10 protein-coding genes are annotated in these 19,510 nt (G+C 61.6%); 6 read left to right on the top strand and 4 right to left on the bottom strand.

The window, feature by feature from the left end:
* Position 1 precedes the first annotated feature (1 nt).
* Complete coding sequence (locus KDL09_RS11315) at positions 2-685, top strand: rhamnogalacturonan acetylesterase (RefSeq protein WP_294384830.1); 684 nt, start codon at positions 2-4, stop codon at positions 683-685.
* On the opposite strand, the gene KDL09_RS11320 is transcribed toward KDL09_RS11315, so the two are convergent.
* Complete coding sequence (locus KDL09_RS11320; RefSeq protein ID WP_294384832.1) at positions 686-1,402, bottom strand: hypothetical protein; 717 nt, start codon at positions 1,400-1,402, stop codon at positions 686-688.
* 4 nt (positions 1,403-1,406) lie between these two features.
* Positions 1,407-2,111: an SGNH/GDSL hydrolase family protein gene (locus tag KDL09_RS11325; protein ID WP_294384833.1), complete on the bottom strand. Its 705-nt coding sequence runs from the start codon at positions 2,109-2,111 to the stop codon at positions 1,407-1,409.
* Between the two features lie 83 nt (positions 2,112-2,194).
* On the opposite strand from KDL09_RS11325, the gene KDL09_RS11330 reads away from it, so the two are divergent.
* The 3 genes from KDL09_RS11330 (at position 2,195) to KDL09_RS11340 (ending at position 10,195) form a co-directional block, all read left to right on the top strand.
* Positions 2,195-8,395 (top strand): tetratricopeptide repeat protein, encoded by a 6,201-nt coding sequence (locus KDL09_RS11330; RefSeq protein ID WP_294384836.1) that lies wholly within the window; start codon positions 2,195-2,197, stop codon positions 8,393-8,395.
* Positions 8,392-8,976: a hypothetical protein gene (locus tag KDL09_RS11335; protein WP_294384839.1), complete on the top strand. Its 585-nt coding sequence runs from the start codon at positions 8,392-8,394 to the stop codon at positions 8,974-8,976. The genes KDL09_RS11330 and KDL09_RS11335 overlap by 4 nt, the downstream gene beginning before the upstream one ends.
* A 73-nt stretch (positions 8,977-9,049) precedes the next feature.
* Positions 9,050-10,195, top strand: coding sequence for an exonuclease SbcCD subunit D C-terminal domain-containing protein (locus KDL09_RS11340; RefSeq protein ID WP_294384840.1), 1,146 nt, complete (start codon positions 9,050-9,052; stop codon positions 10,193-10,195).
* 14 nt (positions 10,196-10,209) lie between these two features.
* Here KDL09_RS11340 and KDL09_RS11345 read toward each other — a convergent pair whose 3' ends face one another.
* Positions 10,210-12,012, bottom strand: a complete 1,803-nt coding sequence (locus KDL09_RS11345; RefSeq protein WP_294384842.1) for a serine protease — start codon at positions 12,010-12,012, stop codon at positions 10,210-10,212.
* A gap of 147 nt (positions 12,013-12,159) precedes the next feature.
* Here KDL09_RS11345 and KDL09_RS11350 point away from each other — a divergent pair, with 147 nt between their 5' ends.
* Positions 12,160-14,979 (top strand): AAA family ATPase, encoded by a 2,820-nt coding sequence (locus tag KDL09_RS11350; RefSeq protein WP_294384844.1) that lies wholly within the window; start codon positions 12,160-12,162, stop codon positions 14,977-14,979.
* Position 14,980: 1 nt separating this feature from the next.
* On the opposite strand, the gene hrpA is transcribed toward KDL09_RS11350, so the two are convergent.
* A complete protein-coding gene (gene hrpA, locus KDL09_RS11355; RefSeq protein ID WP_294384845.1) occupies positions 14,981-18,691 on the bottom strand; it encodes an ATP-dependent RNA helicase HrpA in 3,711 nt (1,236 codons plus the stop codon).
* A gap of 84 nt (positions 18,692-18,775) precedes the next feature.
* On the opposite strand from hrpA, the gene KDL09_RS11360 reads away from it, so the two are divergent.
* The gene (locus tag KDL09_RS11360; protein ID WP_294384846.1) at positions 18,776-19,510 is read left to right on the top strand and encodes a DUF1003 domain-containing protein; all 735 of its coding nucleotides are present in this window, start codon (positions 18,776-18,778) and stop codon (positions 19,508-19,510) included.

The following is a 19,510-nucleotide window of genomic DNA, read 5'->3' on the forward strand; positions in this document are numbered from 1 at the left end:
CATGCGCCTTTGTTTTCTCCTGCTCTTCTCTGTCCTCAGTCTTGGCTTCGCTGACGAAACACGCACACGCATCGCCCTCGCCGGAGATTCCACGGTCACCGACAAGGCCGGCTGGGGCGCGGCGTTTGCGAAGCTGCTCGGGCCCAACGCCGAATGCCTCAACTTCGCAGGTGGCGGTCAGAGCTCGAAGAGTTTTCGCGATACCGGCAACTGGAAGAAGGTCATCGACTCCAAGCCCGCCTTCGTCCTCATCCAGTTCGGTCACAACGACATGCCCGGCAAAGGCCCAAAACGCGAAACCGATCCGGCCACGACCTATCCTGAAAACTTGGGCCGCTTCATCGACGAAGCGCGGGCCGTCGGTGCGCAGCCCATCCTCGTCACTTCGCTCACACGACGCACTTTTATTGACGGCAAGATTCGCGGCGAACTGAAACCGTGGGCGGATGCCGCCACCAAGGTGGCTGCGGAGAAGAAAGTTCCGCTCATCGATCTGTTCACCCGAAGCGTCGATCTGCACAACAAAATGGGCCCCACCGAGTCTGACAAATTCAATCCGCCCGGCAAGGATGCCAAAACCACCGATCATACGCATCTCAACGCGCACGGTGCGGAGATCATCGCCGGCATCATCGCCGAAGAACTGCGCAAGGTGGCGCCAGACTGCGCGAAGCTGCTGAAGTGATCACTTCTGGATCAGCTTCGCCTTGTTCTCCTTCCACGCGGGATTCGGCGTCGCCTCCCACACGCGGAAGTTTCGCACGCGGCTCTGCACGCCGGCCACGAACATGATGCTGCACTTCGACGACGTGATGAGCGGATGGCTGCCGGTGAGCGTCCTGCCATCGACCGTCACGCACATTTCATTACCGAGGATCTCGAAGAGCACGGTGTGCCATTCGTCGAGCTTGAGCGGTGTCTTCACTTCGACCAACGGAACGGCCTTGTCGGGGCCGCCGTGATCGTTGTCGTCTTTTTGAATACGAAAGCCGCCCTGGTTCAACATCACGCTGCACACGTAGTCCTTCGTGTCGGTGGTGCGCACGCTCACGGAGCGGTATTTTCGACCTTCGAGCGGCACGTCGTCCATGCGCACCTCGCACTGGATCACCACGTTCGTGAAATCGAATCCGTAGCTCGCCGTGGCGGGATGATTCACCGCAGGATTCTCGCGACCGATGAAGCTGCCGTCCTTCACCTCCCAGCGTCCGCCGCGTTCGACTGCATTGTGACGCCAGCCTTTGAAGCCGCTGGCAAAGCCGTTGCTCTTGCCGTCGAACTTTGGCAGCGCTTCGGCGAACTGCTGATCCACGAGCAGCTTGCCACGCGTCGTCATGAGCGTGGGCATTTCCTCCGCGTGTGCGAACGTGGCGGCAAGCAGCAGGGCGATGAGAGTTTTCATGGAATCAATGAGCGAGGGCCTTGGTGAGAGTTTCGGCGACGGCGTTCACGATGAAAACCATGCCTTCCTTCTTCCAATGAAACATGTCACCCGCGGCGAGCGGCAGGTGCTGCATCATGAGGCCGCCGAGATCGTTGATGGCCACGCCTTCCTCCTTCATCACCTTCAGGGCCATCGCGTTGTGCGCGTCGATCGTCGGCTGGATCTCGGGATTGAGCTTCTCCGGCTCGCCTTTGACCGTGACAGGGGTGATCGTAGCCCAGATCAGCTTCGCTTTGGGGGCTCCCTTCTTGATGCCCTGCACAAACGCATGCGTCAGCGGCTCGAACTGTCCCTCGGGAATGCGTCCCTTCTGCCAGCCATGCAGGCCGAGATTGAAATGCACGACGGCGTAGTCGTGCTGTTTGAGGATGTCCTCGACGATGGCCGGCAGTCGTTTGTCTCCTTGGCTGATGGGCGTGATCCACGCATCGATGTTCGCCTTGCCTTCGAGCGCCTTGCGCACGGGTTCTAGGTAGCCGCTCGCGATCGAATCACCGATCAGCAACACTCGTGGAAGCGACGCATCCTTCACCACCGCCTCCCGCAGGCTCCAGCTTCCAACCTTGGGCGGCAGGCGCTTGTCCGTCTCGATCTGCTCCGGGATTTTGACCTGCGCATGCAGGCTGATGGCGAATAGGAATGTGGCGAGGGCTGGAAAGCGTTTCATGGGCAAAGGCAAACGGGGTGGACTGGCATGGTGTTGCAGCTTGGCGCTGGCCGCAAAGGAGTCTATGATCGAGGGTGAAGTTTATGCCGGGAATCGCAGGCCAGTTGCTGGAATTGAGGCGTCTCGTGGGGACGCTGGCGCTGGCATTGGTGTTGCAGGCCCAGGCGCAGACCACTGATAAGCCATGGGCGGAACGCGAGACGAAGCTCGCGAACGAATACCTCTCCCTTCTCGTGCAGCAGCCGGAATACGGCCGCGTGCTGGATCTGCTCTGGGATCTGTATGACAAACACGACGCGACGAAGCTGCTGGTCGAAAACGTGTCGCAGCAGGCGGAGAAATCGAAGTTCGAAGCGGTCAAGATCGTGGAGGCGCACCTGATCCGGAAGAGCGGAGATTTGAAGCGGGCGGCGCAGTTGTATGACGAACTGCTCAAGACCGATTCGAAGAATCTCACACTGCTGCAGTCCCGCGCTGCAGTGGCGCGCGAACTGTCCGATCCGGCCACCGCATTCACACTGATCAAAAAAGCCGCAGAACTCGTTCCGGCAGACGATCCACAGGGACCGCAGATGTGGATCGAACTTGGTGGCATGGCGCTGGCAGGCGGGAAGAATGCCGAAGCGGCGGATGCCTACGAACGTGCGGCGAAGCTGAAACCGCAGGACATCGAACTCGCACGACAGGTGGCACAGCTGCTCCTGCAAGCGGGTTTCCCCGATCGCGCCGCAGGTTTCTTTGCCAAACTCGCGGATCAAACAGATCCGCAGCGCAAACTCGACGCGCTCTACGATCTGGCCCGCATCTACGAGCACGCCGACCAGTTCGCCAAAGCCGACAAGGCGCTGACCGACGGGCTGGCGCTGCTCCATTTCCGCGACGGACGTTACCTCGACTTCTTCCGCCGCCGCGTGCGGCTGCATGAGCGTTTTGGGACGCTGGATGATCTGGAAAAGGCGCTGGTCACGGCGGCAAAGAACACGCCGCCTTCCGAGCAGGCGCTGCTGGATGCCGCGCGGTATTTCGAGCTCACGGTGGAGCCGGACGAGCAGTTGAAGTGGCTGCGCGCACTGGTGCAGGCCGTGCCACAGGTAGAAGATTATCGCTGGGAGCTGGTCCGCACGCTGCTCGATCACGAAGGGGCGGCCGAGGCGGCGAAGCTGCTCGATGAACGGCTCAAAAACGACGGCAGCGATCTGCCGGCCATCGTGATGCTGCGCTGCGAGGCCGACCTGCGCAACGGTGATGCGAAGAGCGCCACGGCACGGCTGCTGAAAATGCTCGAGGTACAGGACTCGACCGACGTGGAAAAACAGACACTGGTCTTTGCCCAGACGCGGACGCTCGATGCCGTGGTCGAAAAGATCCTGCGCGCCCGCGTGCAGCGGGATCCGCAAAAGGCGGAAGCCGTGTTTGATCTGGCCGCATTCTTCCGCGGACGACGCGATGTGGCCTCTGAGGACAAGCTGCTGCGTGAATTCACCAGCGGTGCCGCCAACGAAGAAGAGCGGCAGAAGCGGCTGAGCGATGCATCGAGCTTCCTCGCGGCAAGCAACAACCTCGACAGCGCGATCATTATGGCGCGCGAGGCCGTGTCCAAACCGGGCGCCGGTCGCGAGCAATGGCTGCAACTGGCGGAACTGCTCGCCGAACAGGGTGAGAACGAAGAAGCGGCTGAATGGGTGGAAAAAGCCTGGCATGCGAGCACGACGGACGAGGATCGCGTGGATGTGGACGAACGCCTTCTTTCCATTTTGATGGGTGACACGAAGGTGGTGCTCAAATCACCACCCGGTGGCGGTGATTTCGTGCTGCCTGATGCGTTCACCGGCACAGGTTTCGCCAGCGATGACACCGACGGCGTCAAACGCGAGAAACTGCCGGACCGTGTGCTTGAGTTTGCCCAGAAGACCATCTCCGAAGCGAAGCTGGCAGATGCCAGATCAAAAGACGCCGAAGCCGCCCGCTTTCGCGGGTTTTGGTGGGCGGTGCGCACCAGCCGGTTTGAGGATGCCTACGATCTGCTGAACCGGCTGGAGTTTGATCCCGTGACACATCTGGATGTTCCGGTGTCTCTGGTGGTGGAGCAGTTGAAGCTGGATCTCGCGCAGGAGGACGAAAACGTCGCCCTGATGGAGCGGCAGCTCAGGCGTCTCTCAGGTCTGGACGCCTCAGGCCGCATCCGCTACACGCTGCGGCTGGCGGAACTGCTGATGGAGTCGGAGCGGCGGGCGGATTCGGAGACGAGCAGCCCCGGATGGAAGAGCGACACACCGTTTCCTCCGCCAGGCGTCGAGGCCTCGAAGCTGCTGGAAAATGCGTATCGCGAGTTTCCCGAGTCTGGCCAGCTTCTCTCGGCACTGTCCCAGATCTACTTCCTGCAGCGGCGCACCGAGGATGCGCTGGCGCTGTGGAAGCAGGCGGTGAAACGTGTCGAGGGACCGACGGCGATCCCGCTGATGGAAAGCTACGCGGACATTCTGCTGCGTCAGCATCGCATCGCGGATCATGTGGAGGTGCAGGCGCAGATTCTGGAGCGGGAGACGGATGTGAAACGCCGGCGCGAGGTGCTGCGGCGCTGCATCGACCGCCTGACATTCTCCGACTCGAGCGGCGGTGAGCTGGCTCCTTCCGTGATGAGAGACCGGCTGAAACTGCTCGAGCGTGCGCTGCTGGAACGGGTTCAGCGGCATCCGTTTGACGGATTCTATCATGAAGCCCTGGCGCAGGTGTTTGAACGCGGAGGAGATCACGTGAAGGCCTTCGCGAGCATGAAGCAGGCTTATTACACTTCGCCGGACACACCCTTCTCGCTCGATCAACTGCGTGATGCCGCCCTGAAGGTAGCGGATTTGAAGTCGGCGATTTATTTCCAAAAGCAGATCGCTGCCGCGGCCCCGCCCAAGGAGATCGCGGCCGAGTCGCGTCGTCTGGTGGAGTTGCTGGAACAGACGTTTCAAATCACCGAGGCGGATCGCGTACGGCGGCGTCTGGAAAGCCGGTTTTCGCAGGACGCCACGGCTCTGGATGAACTCGCGAAGTACTATCAGGGCTCGGGCCAGGATGAAGCCGAACTGCGTGTCTATGAGCAGATGACGCAGGTGCGCCCGTGGGATGGCCGTGCGCGGCTGCGGCTGGCCTTGAAGTGCCTGCGGTTTGCGGACGAGACGGAGGCCGAAAAGCAGCTTCAGGCAGTGCTCGCGGCGCCGGTGAAGACACGGAGCTATCCGGTCGTCGGTGTGCGCGCACCGCTGCCGCTGACCGACACCCGCCATGCCGGAGGCGGTGTCACCACGGGAGATCTTGTGTCACTGCTGGACTTCGCTCCGGGGCTGGACCGCAAGGAACTGGACACGCTGCGTGCGTTCCTCGGTCAGCCGCGTGCGGAGTTTGCGGAACTGCCCGAAGATGCATCCATGGTGCGGCTGCGTGCGATCGAAGAACTGGCCCGGCTGCGGCGTGCCAACGGAGGCGACGAATGGAACGCGTGGATCAAGCAATGGAATGAGGACGCCAAGGCAAACGAGGTCGAAAAGCTGTGGGCGTTTTATTATGCGGGAGCGGGAACCGAGTTCCGTACGGTGCTTGCGAAGATTCTGCCGGACCTCCGCAAGCTGGAGGAACAGTTTGCCATGCTCTGGCTGACGCTGCGCAGCAATGGCATGGACGCGGCGGTGCGCTGGGCGGGTGAGAAAGGCTGGTCGCCGGATGTCGTGAAAGCGCGTGCGGAACTGCTGCAGGCCTGCGTCTCGATGCTGGTGGATGTGGACAGCTTCCGCTTCCGTCCGGGTGAACTCGCGCAACTGGGCGCCTGGCGTGTGCTGCGCAACGCCGCCATCGTGGAACTGACGCGCAAGCTGCAGGACAAACAGCGCTACGATGAGGCGCTGGCGCTGGGCTCCAGCCTGCCGCTCAACGCTCCGGAGATGGAAATGGACTACTCGCTTTTCCTCGCACGCATCGCGGAAAGCGCGGAGCGCTGGGATCTGGCACGAAAATACCTGGATGCCGCGGTACGCGGACCGGTGGCGGCGGAAAACTACCGCACGAGCTACGATCCGTTTTTGCTCAGCCTCACGTCACTGAGCCGCGTGGCGAACTCCGAACAGCAGCGCGAGGAGACCCTGCGCTCCGCATGGCGCAGACTGCAGCGCACGCAGCCTTCCGCGATGACTTCGATCCGCAAGGCGGCGGTCGCCGGCCTCGCGGGCGCGGACCAGAAAGGCGCGGAAACGCTGGGACGATTCCTCTCAGGCCCGTTCCTCGCGCAGCGCGACATGACGGACACGAAGGGCAGCCTGCTCTCGCAGGGGGCCTCGCGCTACGAAGAACCGCCGCATCTGCGCAGCCTGTGGGAGGAGACGCGGGAGATTCAGGCCCTGATGGTGCAGCAGGGGCTCGGCGGCGTGGTGGACGGCGCGAACACCACCATCGACCGGCGTTACGGCACCACGATGCTGGGACCACGCTCGGACTCAGAATTCGGCGAATGGCGGATCAATGACCTGATCGGCAGGCTGCGCACGGCGGATTATCCCACGCGGCGGCGCCTGATCCGCGAGCATCTCGCGGCGGTGGATCTGCGCACCGAGCACTCGGTGGACACGCTCGGAAATCTCGGCAGCCGCTTGGAGAGCGCCGGCATGGTGCGTGAGGCGATCGATGTTTACGCCATGCTGCCCGACCGGGCGCCGTCGAACCCCGACTACGCGCTGTGGATGCTGCGCGTGTCTGAGAACGCGATGGAGATCGAGCCCGGCCGCGGCTTCGCGCTCAAGCTGCTGCTGGCCGAGCCGCCGCTCAAGCCCCCGCAACCCGGCGATGACACCCTCCGCGAAAAGCATGCGCTGTTTCTCGCCCGTGACTTCAATGTGGATGAACTGCGGCGTCAGGGCTTCCGCGACAAGTTTACCCAGGTGCTCGAACGCCGCCGTCCGCACGAGGTTTCCTACCTGCGCGAGCTCGGCCTGCTGCACGAGCGCATGCAGAACGACCATGCGGCGCTCTCCGCCTGGGACCGCCTGCATGCCTGCTATGTGGCGAACGACCAGGCCGGCACTGATCTCGATGTCGAGGCCAGCCTGCACCGCGCGCAGATTCTCCAGCGTCTCGGACAACCTCAGGCCGCCCTGAAAGTGCTGCGTGACGTACCGCTGGCGGAGCCGCTGGAACCCGTCGCCCAGGAAGTGCTGAAGCTGCGCTGTCAGATCGCCACGGCGGCGGGTGATTGGAATGATGTGCGCGAACTGATGACGCTGTGCGTCGAACGCAAGTCCCTGCCCTGCGTGGTCGCACTGGCCGCCGGACTGCGCACCCACGACCGGCCCACCGAGGCCTTGAATCTCCTCACTCAGGCCGACCGCACGATCAAAGGCGACCACGAACGCTTCACGCTGCGGCTGGAGCAGCTCAAGGTGCTTGCAGCCGATCCGGGCTGGGCGCCCGAACGCGGACGCGCGCAGATCGCCGCGTTGTTCCGCACCACGACACGAGATCGCGACACGCTCAAAGACATGCATGCCTGGCTCAAAGAGCTCGCCAAAGGCAAACAGGCGGCAGGCTGGATCGCCATGCTGCGCACCGAGTCACGGGCGGGCACGGATCGTCCGCTCGCCGCACTGGCGCTGAGCGCCTTCACCTCGCGGCTGCCTCAGGAGGCGCATGCGGATTTCGTCAGCGCCTGGCAGCAGGTGGCGGAGAAGGACCGGCTGTGCATCGAACTCGCCGCCGAAGAAATGCTGCAATCCGGACACGCCGCCTGGGCCTGGGACGCCTGCGAGATCGTGGCAGGCATTCCCACCTTCCGCGAGCAGGGCCGCAAGCTGCCGCTCGCCGTTCGCGTCGCCCATGCCCTGCATGATGAGGCCTCGGTGCGCGAGCTCTTCAGCGAAACACTGCGTCTCGCCTTCCCCGGCGGCGCCCAGACCATCGAGTGGGCCCGTGCGTTTGAAGACACCGGGCACGCGAACCTCGCCCGCGAGTTGTTTGAAGCGGCGCTGCAGCGCCTCGAAGGCACCGCCTCGCTGCAGCCGGAGCTGTTCGCCGCCTACGCACGCTTCCTCATGCGTCAGCAGGAGTTCGAAGCGGCGGAGTCGTACCTCATGCGCATGAACTGGACGCTGCCCGCCGAGGCGGCAAAACTCATCTTTGAACTCTACCAAAGCTGGGGCAGACTCCCCGGCATCGAGGCGGAGCTGCCCAAGTTCCACCTGCCCGGCGGCGTGACGAAGGAAATCCTTTTCCTCACCCGTCAGCCGGCCGCCAAACCCACGCCCCAGCCATGAATTCAACCACACGCCTTCTCCTCTGCCTCGGCGCAGGCGTCGTGCTGTGCCAGTGCTCGGGCCCGGACAAGAAGAGCAAAAAGCCGAACACGACGGACATGCCTCTCGCCCAGCGCGCCATGCTCAAGCCGAACGAAAACCAGCGCAGCTCGTATGAGAAGTACCTGACCGATCCGAAGTCGTCGAAAGGCCAGGCGGGCGCTTATTATCAGAAGCAGATGCATCACTCCAAAAGCTTCAACGGTGCCGATTCCTATGCCGGACAGAAGCAGTTCAAGACGGACCAAAGCTGGTTCGGCAAGTCCCGCAACAAGAGCGCTGACATGACCTACAGCCTCGGAGACAAGCAGGCCGGCGCCATGAACGACCGCTTCAAGACCGACTCATCTCGTTTCGGCAGCCAGCAGGCCCGCGAGAGCGACTCCACCTTCGGCGCCAACACCTACAAAACCGGCTCCGCGCTCTCCCGCTCCAAGGTCAACGGCAAGTGGCCGGACATCATCGAGAACTACAATGACAAGGGCGGCAAAAAAAGCGCCTACTCCGAGGACGAGGTGAAGAAGCTCCTGAACCGGAACTGAGAAGACGCGGCATGCTGTTCTTGCTGCTGCCAATGATTGCGCTTCGACGCATTCCCGCCTAGGTCACGGCTGAATGCGCATCCTCCACACCGCTGACTGGCATCTCGGCGCCCGGCTCGTCGAGCGTGACCGCCTGCCGGAGCATGCCGCGTTTCTCGACTGGCTCATCGACACGCTGCGCTCCGAGAAAATCGACGCGCTGCTCGTCAGCGGCGATGTCTTCGACGCTGCAAACCCGCCGCAGGAGGCCGTCGCGCTCTACTTCGACTTTTTGAAGCGCCTCGCCGATCTGAAAACGGTCAAGGCCGTCATCACCGGCGGCAACCACGACTCCGCCTCGCACCTCAACGCCCCGCGTGAGCTGCTGCGTCGCTTCGACGTGCATGTCTTCGGCCACGCCGGGGACAACATCGTCGATCTCGGCGGCGCGGTTGTCGCCGCCGTGCCCTTCCTGCGCGAGCGCGACCTCCGCGAGGCCGCCGCCGGTGAAACGATGGCCGCCGTGCACGAGCAGGTCCGCAGCGCCATCCGCGACCACTATGCCGCTCAGCTCGCCGCCTGCCGCGACGTCGCGAAGCAGCGCCCTGTCATCGCCATGGGCCACCTCACCGTCCTCGGCGCCACCACCAGCGACAGCGAGCGCGACATCCACATCGGCAACCTCGGCGCCGTCGGCGCGGACATCTTCACCGGCTTCGACTACACCGCCCTCGGCCACCTGCATCGTCCGCAAAAAGTCGGCGGCCAGGAAATCGTGCGCTACAGCGGCTCGCCCATCGCGCTCAGCTTTTCCGAGGCCGCGGACAAAAAATCCGTCGTTATCCTCGACACGCAGGGCATGAAAATCGAAACGCCCGCCGTGCCAGTCACTCGCTCGCTCGTCCGCGTGAAAGCAGATCGCGCCACGCTCGCCGCCGATCTCGAACAAGTGGCCGCCGGAGCCTGGGCCGAAGTCACCGTGAAGCTCGCCGCCCCCGAGCCCGATCTCGACCGTCAGGTGCGCGAAGCCGCCGCCGGCCGTTTCGAAGTCCTCAAAGTCCTAGCCGACCTTCCCGCAACCGCCGCCACGCCCTGGCAACCCACCGGCCCCGCCCTGCACGACCTCCAGCCCCGCGAGGTGTTTCGCGAACTGTTGAAGGAAAAGCAGATTGAGGGAGAGGAACTCGGTGCCGTGTTTGATGAGCTGCTAGCGACTAGAGAAAAGAAAGTGCTCCTGTGAAATCTGAGAGCTTCTCAGTTTGTTGATCTAGCCGTCAGGTGGTCTAAAACATGCGCTTCGATTCCCCACTTCTCATTCGCTGTCGCCATGACACCAATTTGTTTGACCAAGCCTGGCGCGATGTCTTCAACGACGGAGACGTCCTCGTAGTGAACGACTCGCTTTTGAGCATCTGCATAGGTTTTCTTGAAGCTTGCTGCTTTTTCAGACTGAACTGCGACAAACTGCTTTAGCTTCATCTCAGCATCAGCGATCATTTTTTTGCCCAAAAGAACTTGTTCGTTCATTGTTTTGAGGCGCTCCTCAACCTTTGCCTTCGATTCGATAATGGACCTATTTAGCTTGGGTAGATAGCGTGTTGTTACGCTTTGTCTCGTGTATGGGTTTTGGCTGTTTACTGACTGCAAAAAAAACTCTGCATCCAACTCGAGGCCGGTTATGCCGAGTTGGTAGGAGGAGCCGGGGATCGCATCGCTAGCGACTTTGATCTGAGCTAAGAGTTGGTCGCTCATCCTAGAACCATCGTTCTGAAGAAGCCTCAGTAACGTCGTGAGTTTTGCGCTTGAGTCGCTCAGATCGTTGACGGCAGCCTGCTGCTTGGCGCAATAATCTTTGATGACAGCAATGGGTTTATCGTATGCGACTGGGTATTCGCTGTCGTCAGGAAGCTCAAAGTAAATTAATCGAAGGAGCATCGCACGGACAGTGCTCTTCAAAGAGTTCTTTGCCGAGATGACAACATAGCCTTCCTTGATTCCAAGCACATCAACGTCAATCCCATTTGATCCATGTTTGAATTTTGAGCTTTCTTGAGTGGCGATGATCGTGGAGAGGTCACGCATTTGAGCGCCTTCGAGGTGTCTTTGAATATCTTGTGATCGGACGGCGAAGTTCAAGTTCTGACCATCTTCAAAATAGAACGTCGCCATGCCGACTAGCTGGCCAAACTCGTTGACCACAGGTCCGCCGCTGCTGCCTGGGGAAATTGGTGTCGTCATTTGATAAAACGACAAACCCTTCTCATCTCGGATGCCGCTTAGGATTCCATTCGACAATGTTTGCTTTAAACCCTTCGGGTTGCCGATCGCAAAAAGTTGGTTCCCAACTTTTGGAGGGTTTTGCGTCCAGGGAATTGCTTTTTGTTGATGAGTCACTTCGACAATGGCGATGTCCTGGTCAGATGAAGAAATGGCCCCCTTCTGAGGGGATTCGGATGTTCCATCTGCGAACACAATCTCAATCTTGGAAGCGCCTTCAATTACATGCCGATTCGTGACAATGTGTTTACCGTCCGAGATGGCGAAGCCGCTGCCAAATGCTAGAGGTCGATTGTCGGCACCAATGCTTTTTATCAATACAACGCTCGGGGCAACAGTCGAGTAAACCTCATCGGCTTGCATAGCCTTTGGTTCTTTTGGGGTGCTGCTGGAGATTGCCTCGCTTTCAGGTCGAACCTGTGAATCGGTCAACACACTAGTGGGAGCCTCTGCATGTTCAGGAACTACAGAGTGCGAGGTATCATGCTTCTGAGGGGCCAAAACCATCCACATCAAGCCAGCTCCAAGCGACATGCAGCCGATGGCTGCGCAGACTCCGACTGCGAGCCTTTTGTGATCAGGATTGGTTGAATTGGACCGGTGTTTTGGTTTCGAGCCAATGAAGTCAACAAGTTGACGCCATTCGCTCATTCCTTCCTGCCAGTAGTGATCGGTGATTTTGTAAGCACCCTGGTTCAAACGGAACACAATCTCGTCATGGTCATGTTCTCCAAGGATTGATCCGTCTCGGGAGACTTGGATTTTTTGCGCGGCATTCATAAACAAAAGATCGTCTCAGCAAAATTCTGCATAGTCGTAGACATGGCGCAATGTCCATTCTCAATTTTTTATCTGCCATCAGGAGCTCGGATTTGTGTTTTTATTCGGCTTTGCTTGTTTTCACGTTTGTTTCGCTAACCAAATTCCATGCGTCTCCTCGCCGTCCGACTCCAAAACCTCAACTCGCTCAGCGGGGCGCATGAGGTGCGGTTTGATGTGGCGCCGCTGGCGGCGGCGGGCGTGTTCCTGATCACGGGTCCTACGGGCGCGGGGAAATCGACGCTGCTGGATGCGATGACGCTGGCGCTGTATGGCCGCGCGGCGCGTTACGGCAATGACAAGGCGGATGAGATGATGAGCCGGCACACGATGGAGTGTTTTGCCGAGGTGGACTTCGAAACGGGCGGGCGCAAGCTCCGCGCGACGTGGCGGCTGGGGAAGACGAAGTCGGGCAATCTGCGGCCCGTGCAGCGCACGCTGGCCGATGCGACGACGCTCGAAATCCTCGCCGACAAAGGCCGCGAGATGGACCCGATGATCGAATCGCTCACCGGTCTCGACGTCGATCGCTTCCTGCGCTCCGTGCTGCTCGCGCAGGGGCAGTTTGCGGCGTTTTTGAAGGCGAAGCCGAACGAACGCGCCGAACTGCTCGAAAAGATCACCGGCACCGAGATCTACCGCGATCTCTCCATCCTCGCGCATGAAACGCATCGCGAGAAGGACGAGCAGGTGCAGCGCCTCAAGGCCAGCCTCGGTGCGGTGACGGTGCTTGATGACGAGGCACGCGCGAAGCTCGAAACCACCCTCACCGAGGCCCGCACGACGGCTGAACGCCTCACCCTCGAAAATCAGGCTGCGGCGAAGCAATGGCACGATCAACGCGAGCACGCGTCCATTGTCGCCGAACTCACGAAGCTCACTGAAAATGACCGCGTGCTGCAAACCTCGCAGGTGGAAGCCGTCGCGGATCTTTCGAAGGCCAAAGCCGCAGCCGACGACGCCAAGCAGCAGCGCACGAAGCGCGAGCCTGTGTGGGAACAGGCCGCCGGCATGGCCGCGCAGAGCGACCAGCTCGAAAAGCAGCTCGTTGAGAGTCGCGCCACTTATCAAACGTGGGCGAAGGAGCAAAAGGAGGCTGCCTCCCGCCGCGAAACCGCTGAGAAAGCTCTGACCAACCACAATGAAGCCGCGCAGGCGCTTGAAACATGGTTGAAGCAGAACGCGGCCGATGCGGAACTCGCCGACACCCTGCCGAAACTGCGCGTTGCCGTCCGCGAATGGCGCGCGGCTTTTGAAAAGCTCGCCGAAGGCCGGAAACGTCATGCCGAGGCGCAAACGCTGAACCAGAAGATCACCGACGCGGAAGCGCAGGCCGCCGCGTTGACGAAACGGGCCGCCGAAAGCGCCGTGAAGACCAAAACGGATCGCGCGGAACTGGAACGACTGACGAAGACCCTCGAAGCGCAACGCGAAGTGACACGGCAGGCGGAGCTGGTGGCCGGCTTTGACGAGCATCGTCACGATTTGAAGAACGGCGAGCCTTGTCCGCTCTGCGGTGCGACGGAGCATCCCTTCGCCACGAGCGGCACGAGCTTTGAATCGCAGCTTCAAATCGCACGCAAGCTGCTGACCACGCTGGAGAAGCAGTGCGAGAAGGTGAACCGCGATCTCGTCACGCTGGACCGTGATCTGGCGAAGGTGGAGACAGAGGCGGGCGGGGAGAAGAAACGCGCCGCGGAGATGAGGAAGGTGCTGGCTGAGATCGTTGTGCCGGATGTCGGTGCGTTGGAGGCTGACGAGCTCGCGAAGCGCGAAGCGCTGCATGGAGTGGCGACGATTCGTCACCTTTCCAAAGGGGATCTTGGCGACGAATCGTCGCCACTCCATGTGGAGCAGGAACTCGATGCGCTGGACAAACGCGCCACCACGTTCGCAAAGAAAAAGCAGGAAGCTGCGCAAAAGCTCAGCGAGCGCCAGAAGCTCGAAGGCGAGATCCAGCTCGCGCAGCAGGGAGAAGCTGCGAAGTCGCAACGACTCGACGAGCTGAAGGCCGAAGGCGTGGCATTGCGCAGCAAGTCGGACGAGTTGAAGGCCAGGCTGAACGAACTGCTCGGCGGCAAAACGCTCGCCGAGGATCGTCAGCAGCATGAAGTCCGTGTTTCAACAGCCGAGAACACCTGGCGCGAAGCGGAGGCGAAACTGAACGCGCTGCAAACGCAGCTCGCGGCCACGTTGGCGAAGCTGGAGCAGCTCGAAGTTCGTCGTTCACCGTTTGCAGGGCAACCGGTGCTCAGCGCGGAGGCATTGAGCGAGCTGGAGGCGGCAGCGAAGCGCTTGAACGATGACTTTGCGACGAAGCGCACAGAAGTCGGCTCGCTGGAGCAACAGGTGAAGAATGATGACGACGCGAGGAAACGCCGCGAGGCTGGCGGAGCCGAATTGCAGGCCGCTGAGGCCGAATCCTTGCGATGGGGCAGGCTGAAGGAGCTGATCGGCTCGGCGGATGGCGCGAAGTTCTCGCGCTTCGCGCAGTCGCTCACGCTGCGGCAGCTCATCGGGCTGGCGAACGAGCATCTCAAGGTGCTGGCGGAGCGTTATCGCCTGATGGCGGCACCGGGCGATGAACTCGACCTGCGCATCGTTGATCTGTATCAGGCCAACGTGGACCGCCCGATGGAAAGCCTCTCCGGCGGCGAGAGTTTCCTCGCGAGTCTCGCGCTGGCGCTCGGTTTGAGCGAACTCGCAAGCAGGCACCATCCGATCGACTCGCTCTTCATCGACGAAGGCTTCGGAACGCTCGATTCAGAGACGCTGGAAGTGGCGCTCAGCGCCCTGGAGAACCTGCGATCTCGCGGTAAGACGATTGGATTGATCTCGCACGTCGATCTGCTCAAGGAACGACTCGCCACGCAGGTGCGCGTTCTGCGCGGCGCGGGTGGCACGAGCACGATTGAGGTGGTGGCGTGAATCACACCCAGAGCGCTTCGAGTCGCTTCACGCTGACAGGCTGCGCGGTGCCGAGTTCTTGGGCAAAGACCTGCACGCGGTATTCTTCCATCATCCAGCGGAAGGTTTCGTGCTGGGATTTGGGGACGTGGGACTGCCAGCCGTCGAAGTCGGAGATGAGCAGGGCCTTGTCGGCGTCTTTGGCGGGGTTGGCGAGGTAGCGTTCGTTGCGGACCTGGATGGCTTTCAAGTAGCGCGGAAGGTGCTGAAGCTGCTCGTGCGGCGTGGTGGCGAGGAGGTCGGCGGGAATGAGGCGGGCTAGGTCGTGTTCGAGGCCGGGGTAACGTTTCGTCGAAGCGAGGAGCTTGGCGCGCTGATCGTGGATCTGCGTGAAGAGCGTCTTCACGCGATGCGTGACGGCGGGGAGCTCGCGGCGGACGGTTTCGCAGAGGGCGAAGAAGCGTTTCTCGGTGAGCGGGAACACAGGCTGCAGACGCAGCATGTGGGCAAGGATGTGCTCGTGGGCCTGCTGCGCGAGATTTGATGCAGGCAAGGCGGCAGCGGCGGGTGCGGCGAGCTGGGAGAGCGCGGCCTGAAAGCTGGCGGGCTGCTGCGGCTTCGCGTTCGACGCGCCGATGCTGCGGAGCTCCTTCGGCAGCCACGCGAGGTCTTTGCTCAAGGTGTTCTCGGCGAGCCTGCGAATGGCGGTCGGGGTGCCGCGTGCGGCTTCGGCTTGCGTGCGGAAGAGGCGCACATCGATCTCGCCGTCGCGCAACACGAGGCCGAGGTAGCCGTGGATGGGCGTGCCGTTGAGTTCTTCGACGACGATGCTTTCGGGCAGGTCGCCGAAGGACCAGGACTTCAATGCGAAGCGTTCGACGCGGGGCAGGAGCTTCTCCCAGGCGTCGGAGCGCACGTCCTGCTTTTGCACGCTGCTGCGGATGGTGTCGAGATCGCGGCTGGCGGCGATGACGGTGTTCTTCTTTGGATCGAGCACTTCGACGCGCGGCTGCAAATGCGCGGGCAGGCTTTGCGGTGGCCAGTCCTCGGCGCGGACGTTGATGCGATAGCGGCGCGTGATGAAATCGGCGAGTGCGGCGAGGAAGTCATCGCGACCGGGATCAAAAGCGGCGGCGATTTCGCGCGCCTTCGGATCGATGGGCATCAACTGGCGGCGGATGACCTTTGGCAGCGCACGCAGCATGACGTTGGCAAGTTCCTCGCGAATGCCGGGCACCATCCACTGAATCTGACCGCTTGAGAGATGACCGGCGAGCTGCGCGGGGACCTGCACGGTCACACCGTCGTTCTCCTCGCCGGGTTTGTAGTTGTAAGTAACGGGAAGAGCGGTGTTGGCGAGTGAGACTTTGTCGGGGAAGAGCTGCAGGTCGCACTCGAAGTCCTCGCCGGCGGTGAGTTCCTCCTCGGTGGCGCAGAGGAAGTTCGGCTGCTCGTCGAGGTGCTCTTTGACGAAGCGGTTGAGGTCGTGAATGGACGAGACGTTCTTGATGCGCTCGTCGTAGAAGCGGAAGAGGCGCTCCTCGATGGCATAGACGCGGTTGCTGCGCACGCGCGTGAGCATGGTCTCGATCTTCTGGCGGAGCTGGTTGTTGTGCGCGTAGAAGCGCAGCGTGATGGGAACGTCCTGGCTGTCGATCAGCGCGGCGCGGATGAACATCTGCGTGGCGGCGACGGGATCGACCTTGAGGAAGTCGATGTGCTGGCGCTTCACCTCGAGTCCGTGAATGAGCGTGCGCTGTGTGACGAGCACGCGGCCGGATTTGAGGTTCCAATGCGGCTCGCTGTATTTGTGCGTGCAAAGATGCGCGCCGAGTTCGGCGACCCAGTTCGGATCAATCTTCGCGATGGTGCGGACGAAGAGCTGCGAGGTGTGGACGATCTCACCGGCGACGATCCACGGCGGCTGGCGGCCTTTGTCCTGGCCGGACTTGCCCTTGCTGTTCTTCTCGCGGCGCTCGTAGAGATTCGAACCGGGGAAGACGGTGACTTCGCGATTGCCGGCCGCCTTGTACAGGTTCCGCTCCTCCTTCATCGCGATGTGGCCGAGCTGCGCGGCGAGGATGCAGCGATGGATGGTGTCGTCGTTTGCAGGCGGTGTGGGCGTGCGCAGATCGTTGCTGAAGGAATCGCAGAGCTGGTTCCAAACGTCGCGCCACTCCTGCATGCGGGTGAAGGAGAGGAAGTTCTGTTTGCAGAACTTCCGCAGCGCGTTGCGCGATTTGCCGGCGGGCTCCGGACTGGCGTTCCAGATCTTGAGCAATGTGATGAAGTCGGACTCGGGTGCGGCGAAGGCCTTGTGCGCGGCGTTGGCGAGTTCGCGTTTTTCCTCGGGGCGTTCGCGTGGATCCGGAATGCTGAGGCCGGCGGCGATGATGAGCATCTCGGGCAATGCTTTTTCAATGCGAGCCTGCAGCAGCATGCGACCGAGCGTGGGATCGAGCGGCAGGCGGGCGAGTTCGCGGCCGAGCGGCGTGAGCTCGTGCGTTTCGTTGAGCGAGCCGAGTTCGTGCAGCAGGTCGTAACCGGCGCGGATGGCCGCGCTGACGGGCGGATTGATGAAGGGGAAGTCTTCGATCTCGCCGAGCTTGAAGGCCTTCATGCGCAGGATGACCTCGGCGAGGTTCGCGCGCTGAATCTCCGGCATGGTGAAGCGGTCGCGCTTTTCAAAATCCTCCTGCGAGTAGAGGCGAATGCAGATGCCGTCCTGCACGCGGCCTGCGCGGCCGGCGCGTTGGTTCGCGCTGCTTTGTGACACGGCCTCGACCGGCAGGCGCTTCGTGCGCGTGCGCGGATTGTAGCGGCTGATGCGCGCGAGGCCGGTATCGACGACGTAGCGAATGCGCGGGATGGTGATGGACGTTTCGGCGACGTTCGTGGCGATGACGACGCGGCGTTTGCGGCCCGGCGCAAAGATGCGCTGCTGCTCGGTGGAAGCCATGCGTCCATAGAGCGCGAGCACTTCGAATTCGCTGCCGAGTCGGCCGTCGAGCAGATCTCGCGTGTCGCGGATGTCGCGCTCGGTGGGCATGAAGACGAGGACGTCGCCATCATCGGTTTCGATGAGCGCATTCTCGACCGCGGCGACCGCGCCGTCGATGAAACCGTAGTCGTCTTCGCCATTATCGAGCGGAAGATAGCGAATGTCGACGGGATAGAGGCGGCCTGAGACTTCAATGATCGGCGCACCACCGAATGCAGCGGAGAAGGCTTCCGTGTCGATCGTCGCGGAGGTGACGAGGAGCTTCAGATCGGGCCGTTTTTTCAGCAAGCCGACGAGGTAGCCAAGCAGGAAGTCGATGTTCAGCGAGCGCTCGTGGGCTTCGTCGAGAATGAGCACGGAATACGCGCGCAGCATCGGATCGCTCTGGATTTCGGCAAGCAGGATGCCGTCCGTCATGAACTTGATGCGCGTGTCACGGCTGGTGTCGTCACTAAAGCGCATCTTGCAGCCGACCTCGCGACCCCAGGGCACGTTTATCTCCTCGGCGACACGTTTGGAAACGCTCATCGCCGCGACACGTCGCGGCTGCGTGCAGCCGATCATGCCGCGCACATCATGCAACGCTTCGAGGCACATCTTCGGCAACTGCGTCGTTTTGCCCGAACCGGTTTCGCCCGCGAGGATGACGACCTGATTCTGCCGGATGGCCGCGATGATCTCTCCACGACGCGGCGTGATCGGAAGATCGGCGGGGTAACGAATCTCAGGCATGGGCGAAACGGGCGCGGAGGGTAGTCGAAAAATGACGGATGACGAATTCCGAATGATGATTGTGCCGGCGGTGTATTGTCTGGCATGGAATCCTCACGAACGAAGGCGTCGCCTCAGGGCGTGTGCGCTGTCACCGGCAAGTCTCATCCCCTGTCCAAGCTGATTCTGCTGCGTGAACTGCGGCCGAGCATCGTGGAAACCCTGCGCAAGCATCATCCGGACCTGGCGGAAGATTCCCTCCTGAGCGCCAGCGCCGTCAATGCGGCGCGGCTCGAATACGTGCGCAATCTGTTGGAGGATCAGGTGGGTGATCTGACGCGACTGGACGAGGAGGTCGTGGACAGCCTGCACAAGCACGAGGTGCTGAGCGAGCGCCCGCTCTCGGAGACGGAGGAGGAGCAGCAGCTCACCTTTGGCCAGCGGCTGGCGGACAAGATCGCGGACTTCGGCGGCAGCTGGACGTTTATCATTTTGTTCTGCTCGTTCTTGGTGGCGTGGATGGCGATCAACGCGGGCGTGCTGCTTGCGCGGCCGTTTGATCCGTATCCGTTCATCCTGCTGAACCTGATGCTTTCGTTCCTGGCATCGCTGCAGGCGCCGGTGATCATGATGAGCCAGAACCGGCAGGAGGCGCGCGACCGCCAGCAAGCGGAGGGCGACTACAAGGTGAACCTCAAGGCGGAGCTCGAAATCCGGCACCTGCATGAAAAGATGGACTACCTGCTGCATCAGCACACGACCAGACTGATGGAGGTGCAGCAGATTCAGATCGACCTCCTGCGCGAACTGGCGCACAAGCGAGGACACACGGGCACCTGA

The sequence above is a fragment of the Prosthecobacter sp. genome (assembly GCF_020439865.1).
In the GTDB taxonomy this organism is placed as follows: Bacteria; Verrucomicrobiota; Verrucomicrobiia; order Verrucomicrobiales; family Verrucomicrobiaceae; genus Prosthecobacter.

What these genes read in the sequence shown, in the direction of transcription:
- KDL09_RS11315 (WP_294384830.1), top strand. Translation starts at nt 2, where the DNA reads ATGCGCCTTTGTTTTCTCCTGCTCTTCTCTGTCCTCAGTCTTGGCTTC.
- KDL09_RS11320 (WP_294384832.1), bottom strand. Translation starts at nt 1,402, where the DNA reads ATGAAAACTCTCATCGCCCTGCTGCTTGCCGCCACGTTCGCACACGCG.
- KDL09_RS11325 (WP_294384833.1), bottom strand. Translation starts at nt 2,111, where the DNA reads ATGAAACGCTTTCCAGCCCTCGCCACATTCCTATTCGCCATCAGCCTG.
- KDL09_RS11330 (WP_294384836.1), top strand. Translation starts at nt 2,195, where the DNA reads ATGCCGGGAATCGCAGGCCAGTTGCTGGAATTGAGGCGTCTCGTGGGG.
- KDL09_RS11335 (WP_294384839.1), top strand. Translation starts at nt 8,392, where the DNA reads ATGAATTCAACCACACGCCTTCTCCTCTGCCTCGGCGCAGGCGTCGTG.
- KDL09_RS11340 (WP_294384840.1), top strand. Translation starts at nt 9,050, where the DNA reads ATGCGCATCCTCCACACCGCTGACTGGCATCTCGGCGCCCGGCTCGTC.
- KDL09_RS11345 (WP_294384842.1), bottom strand. Translation starts at nt 12,012, where the DNA reads ATGAATGCCGCGCAAAAAATCCAAGTCTCCCGAGACGGATCAATCCTT.
- KDL09_RS11350 (WP_294384844.1), top strand. Translation starts at nt 12,160, where the DNA reads ATGCGTCTCCTCGCCGTCCGACTCCAAAACCTCAACTCGCTCAGCGGG.
- hrpA (WP_294384845.1), bottom strand. Translation starts at nt 18,691, where the DNA reads ATGCCTGAGATTCGTTACCCCGCCGATCTTCCGATCACGCCGCGTCGT.
- KDL09_RS11360 (WP_294384846.1), top strand. Translation starts at nt 18,776, where the DNA reads ATGGAATCCTCACGAACGAAGGCGTCGCCTCAGGGCGTGTGCGCTGTC.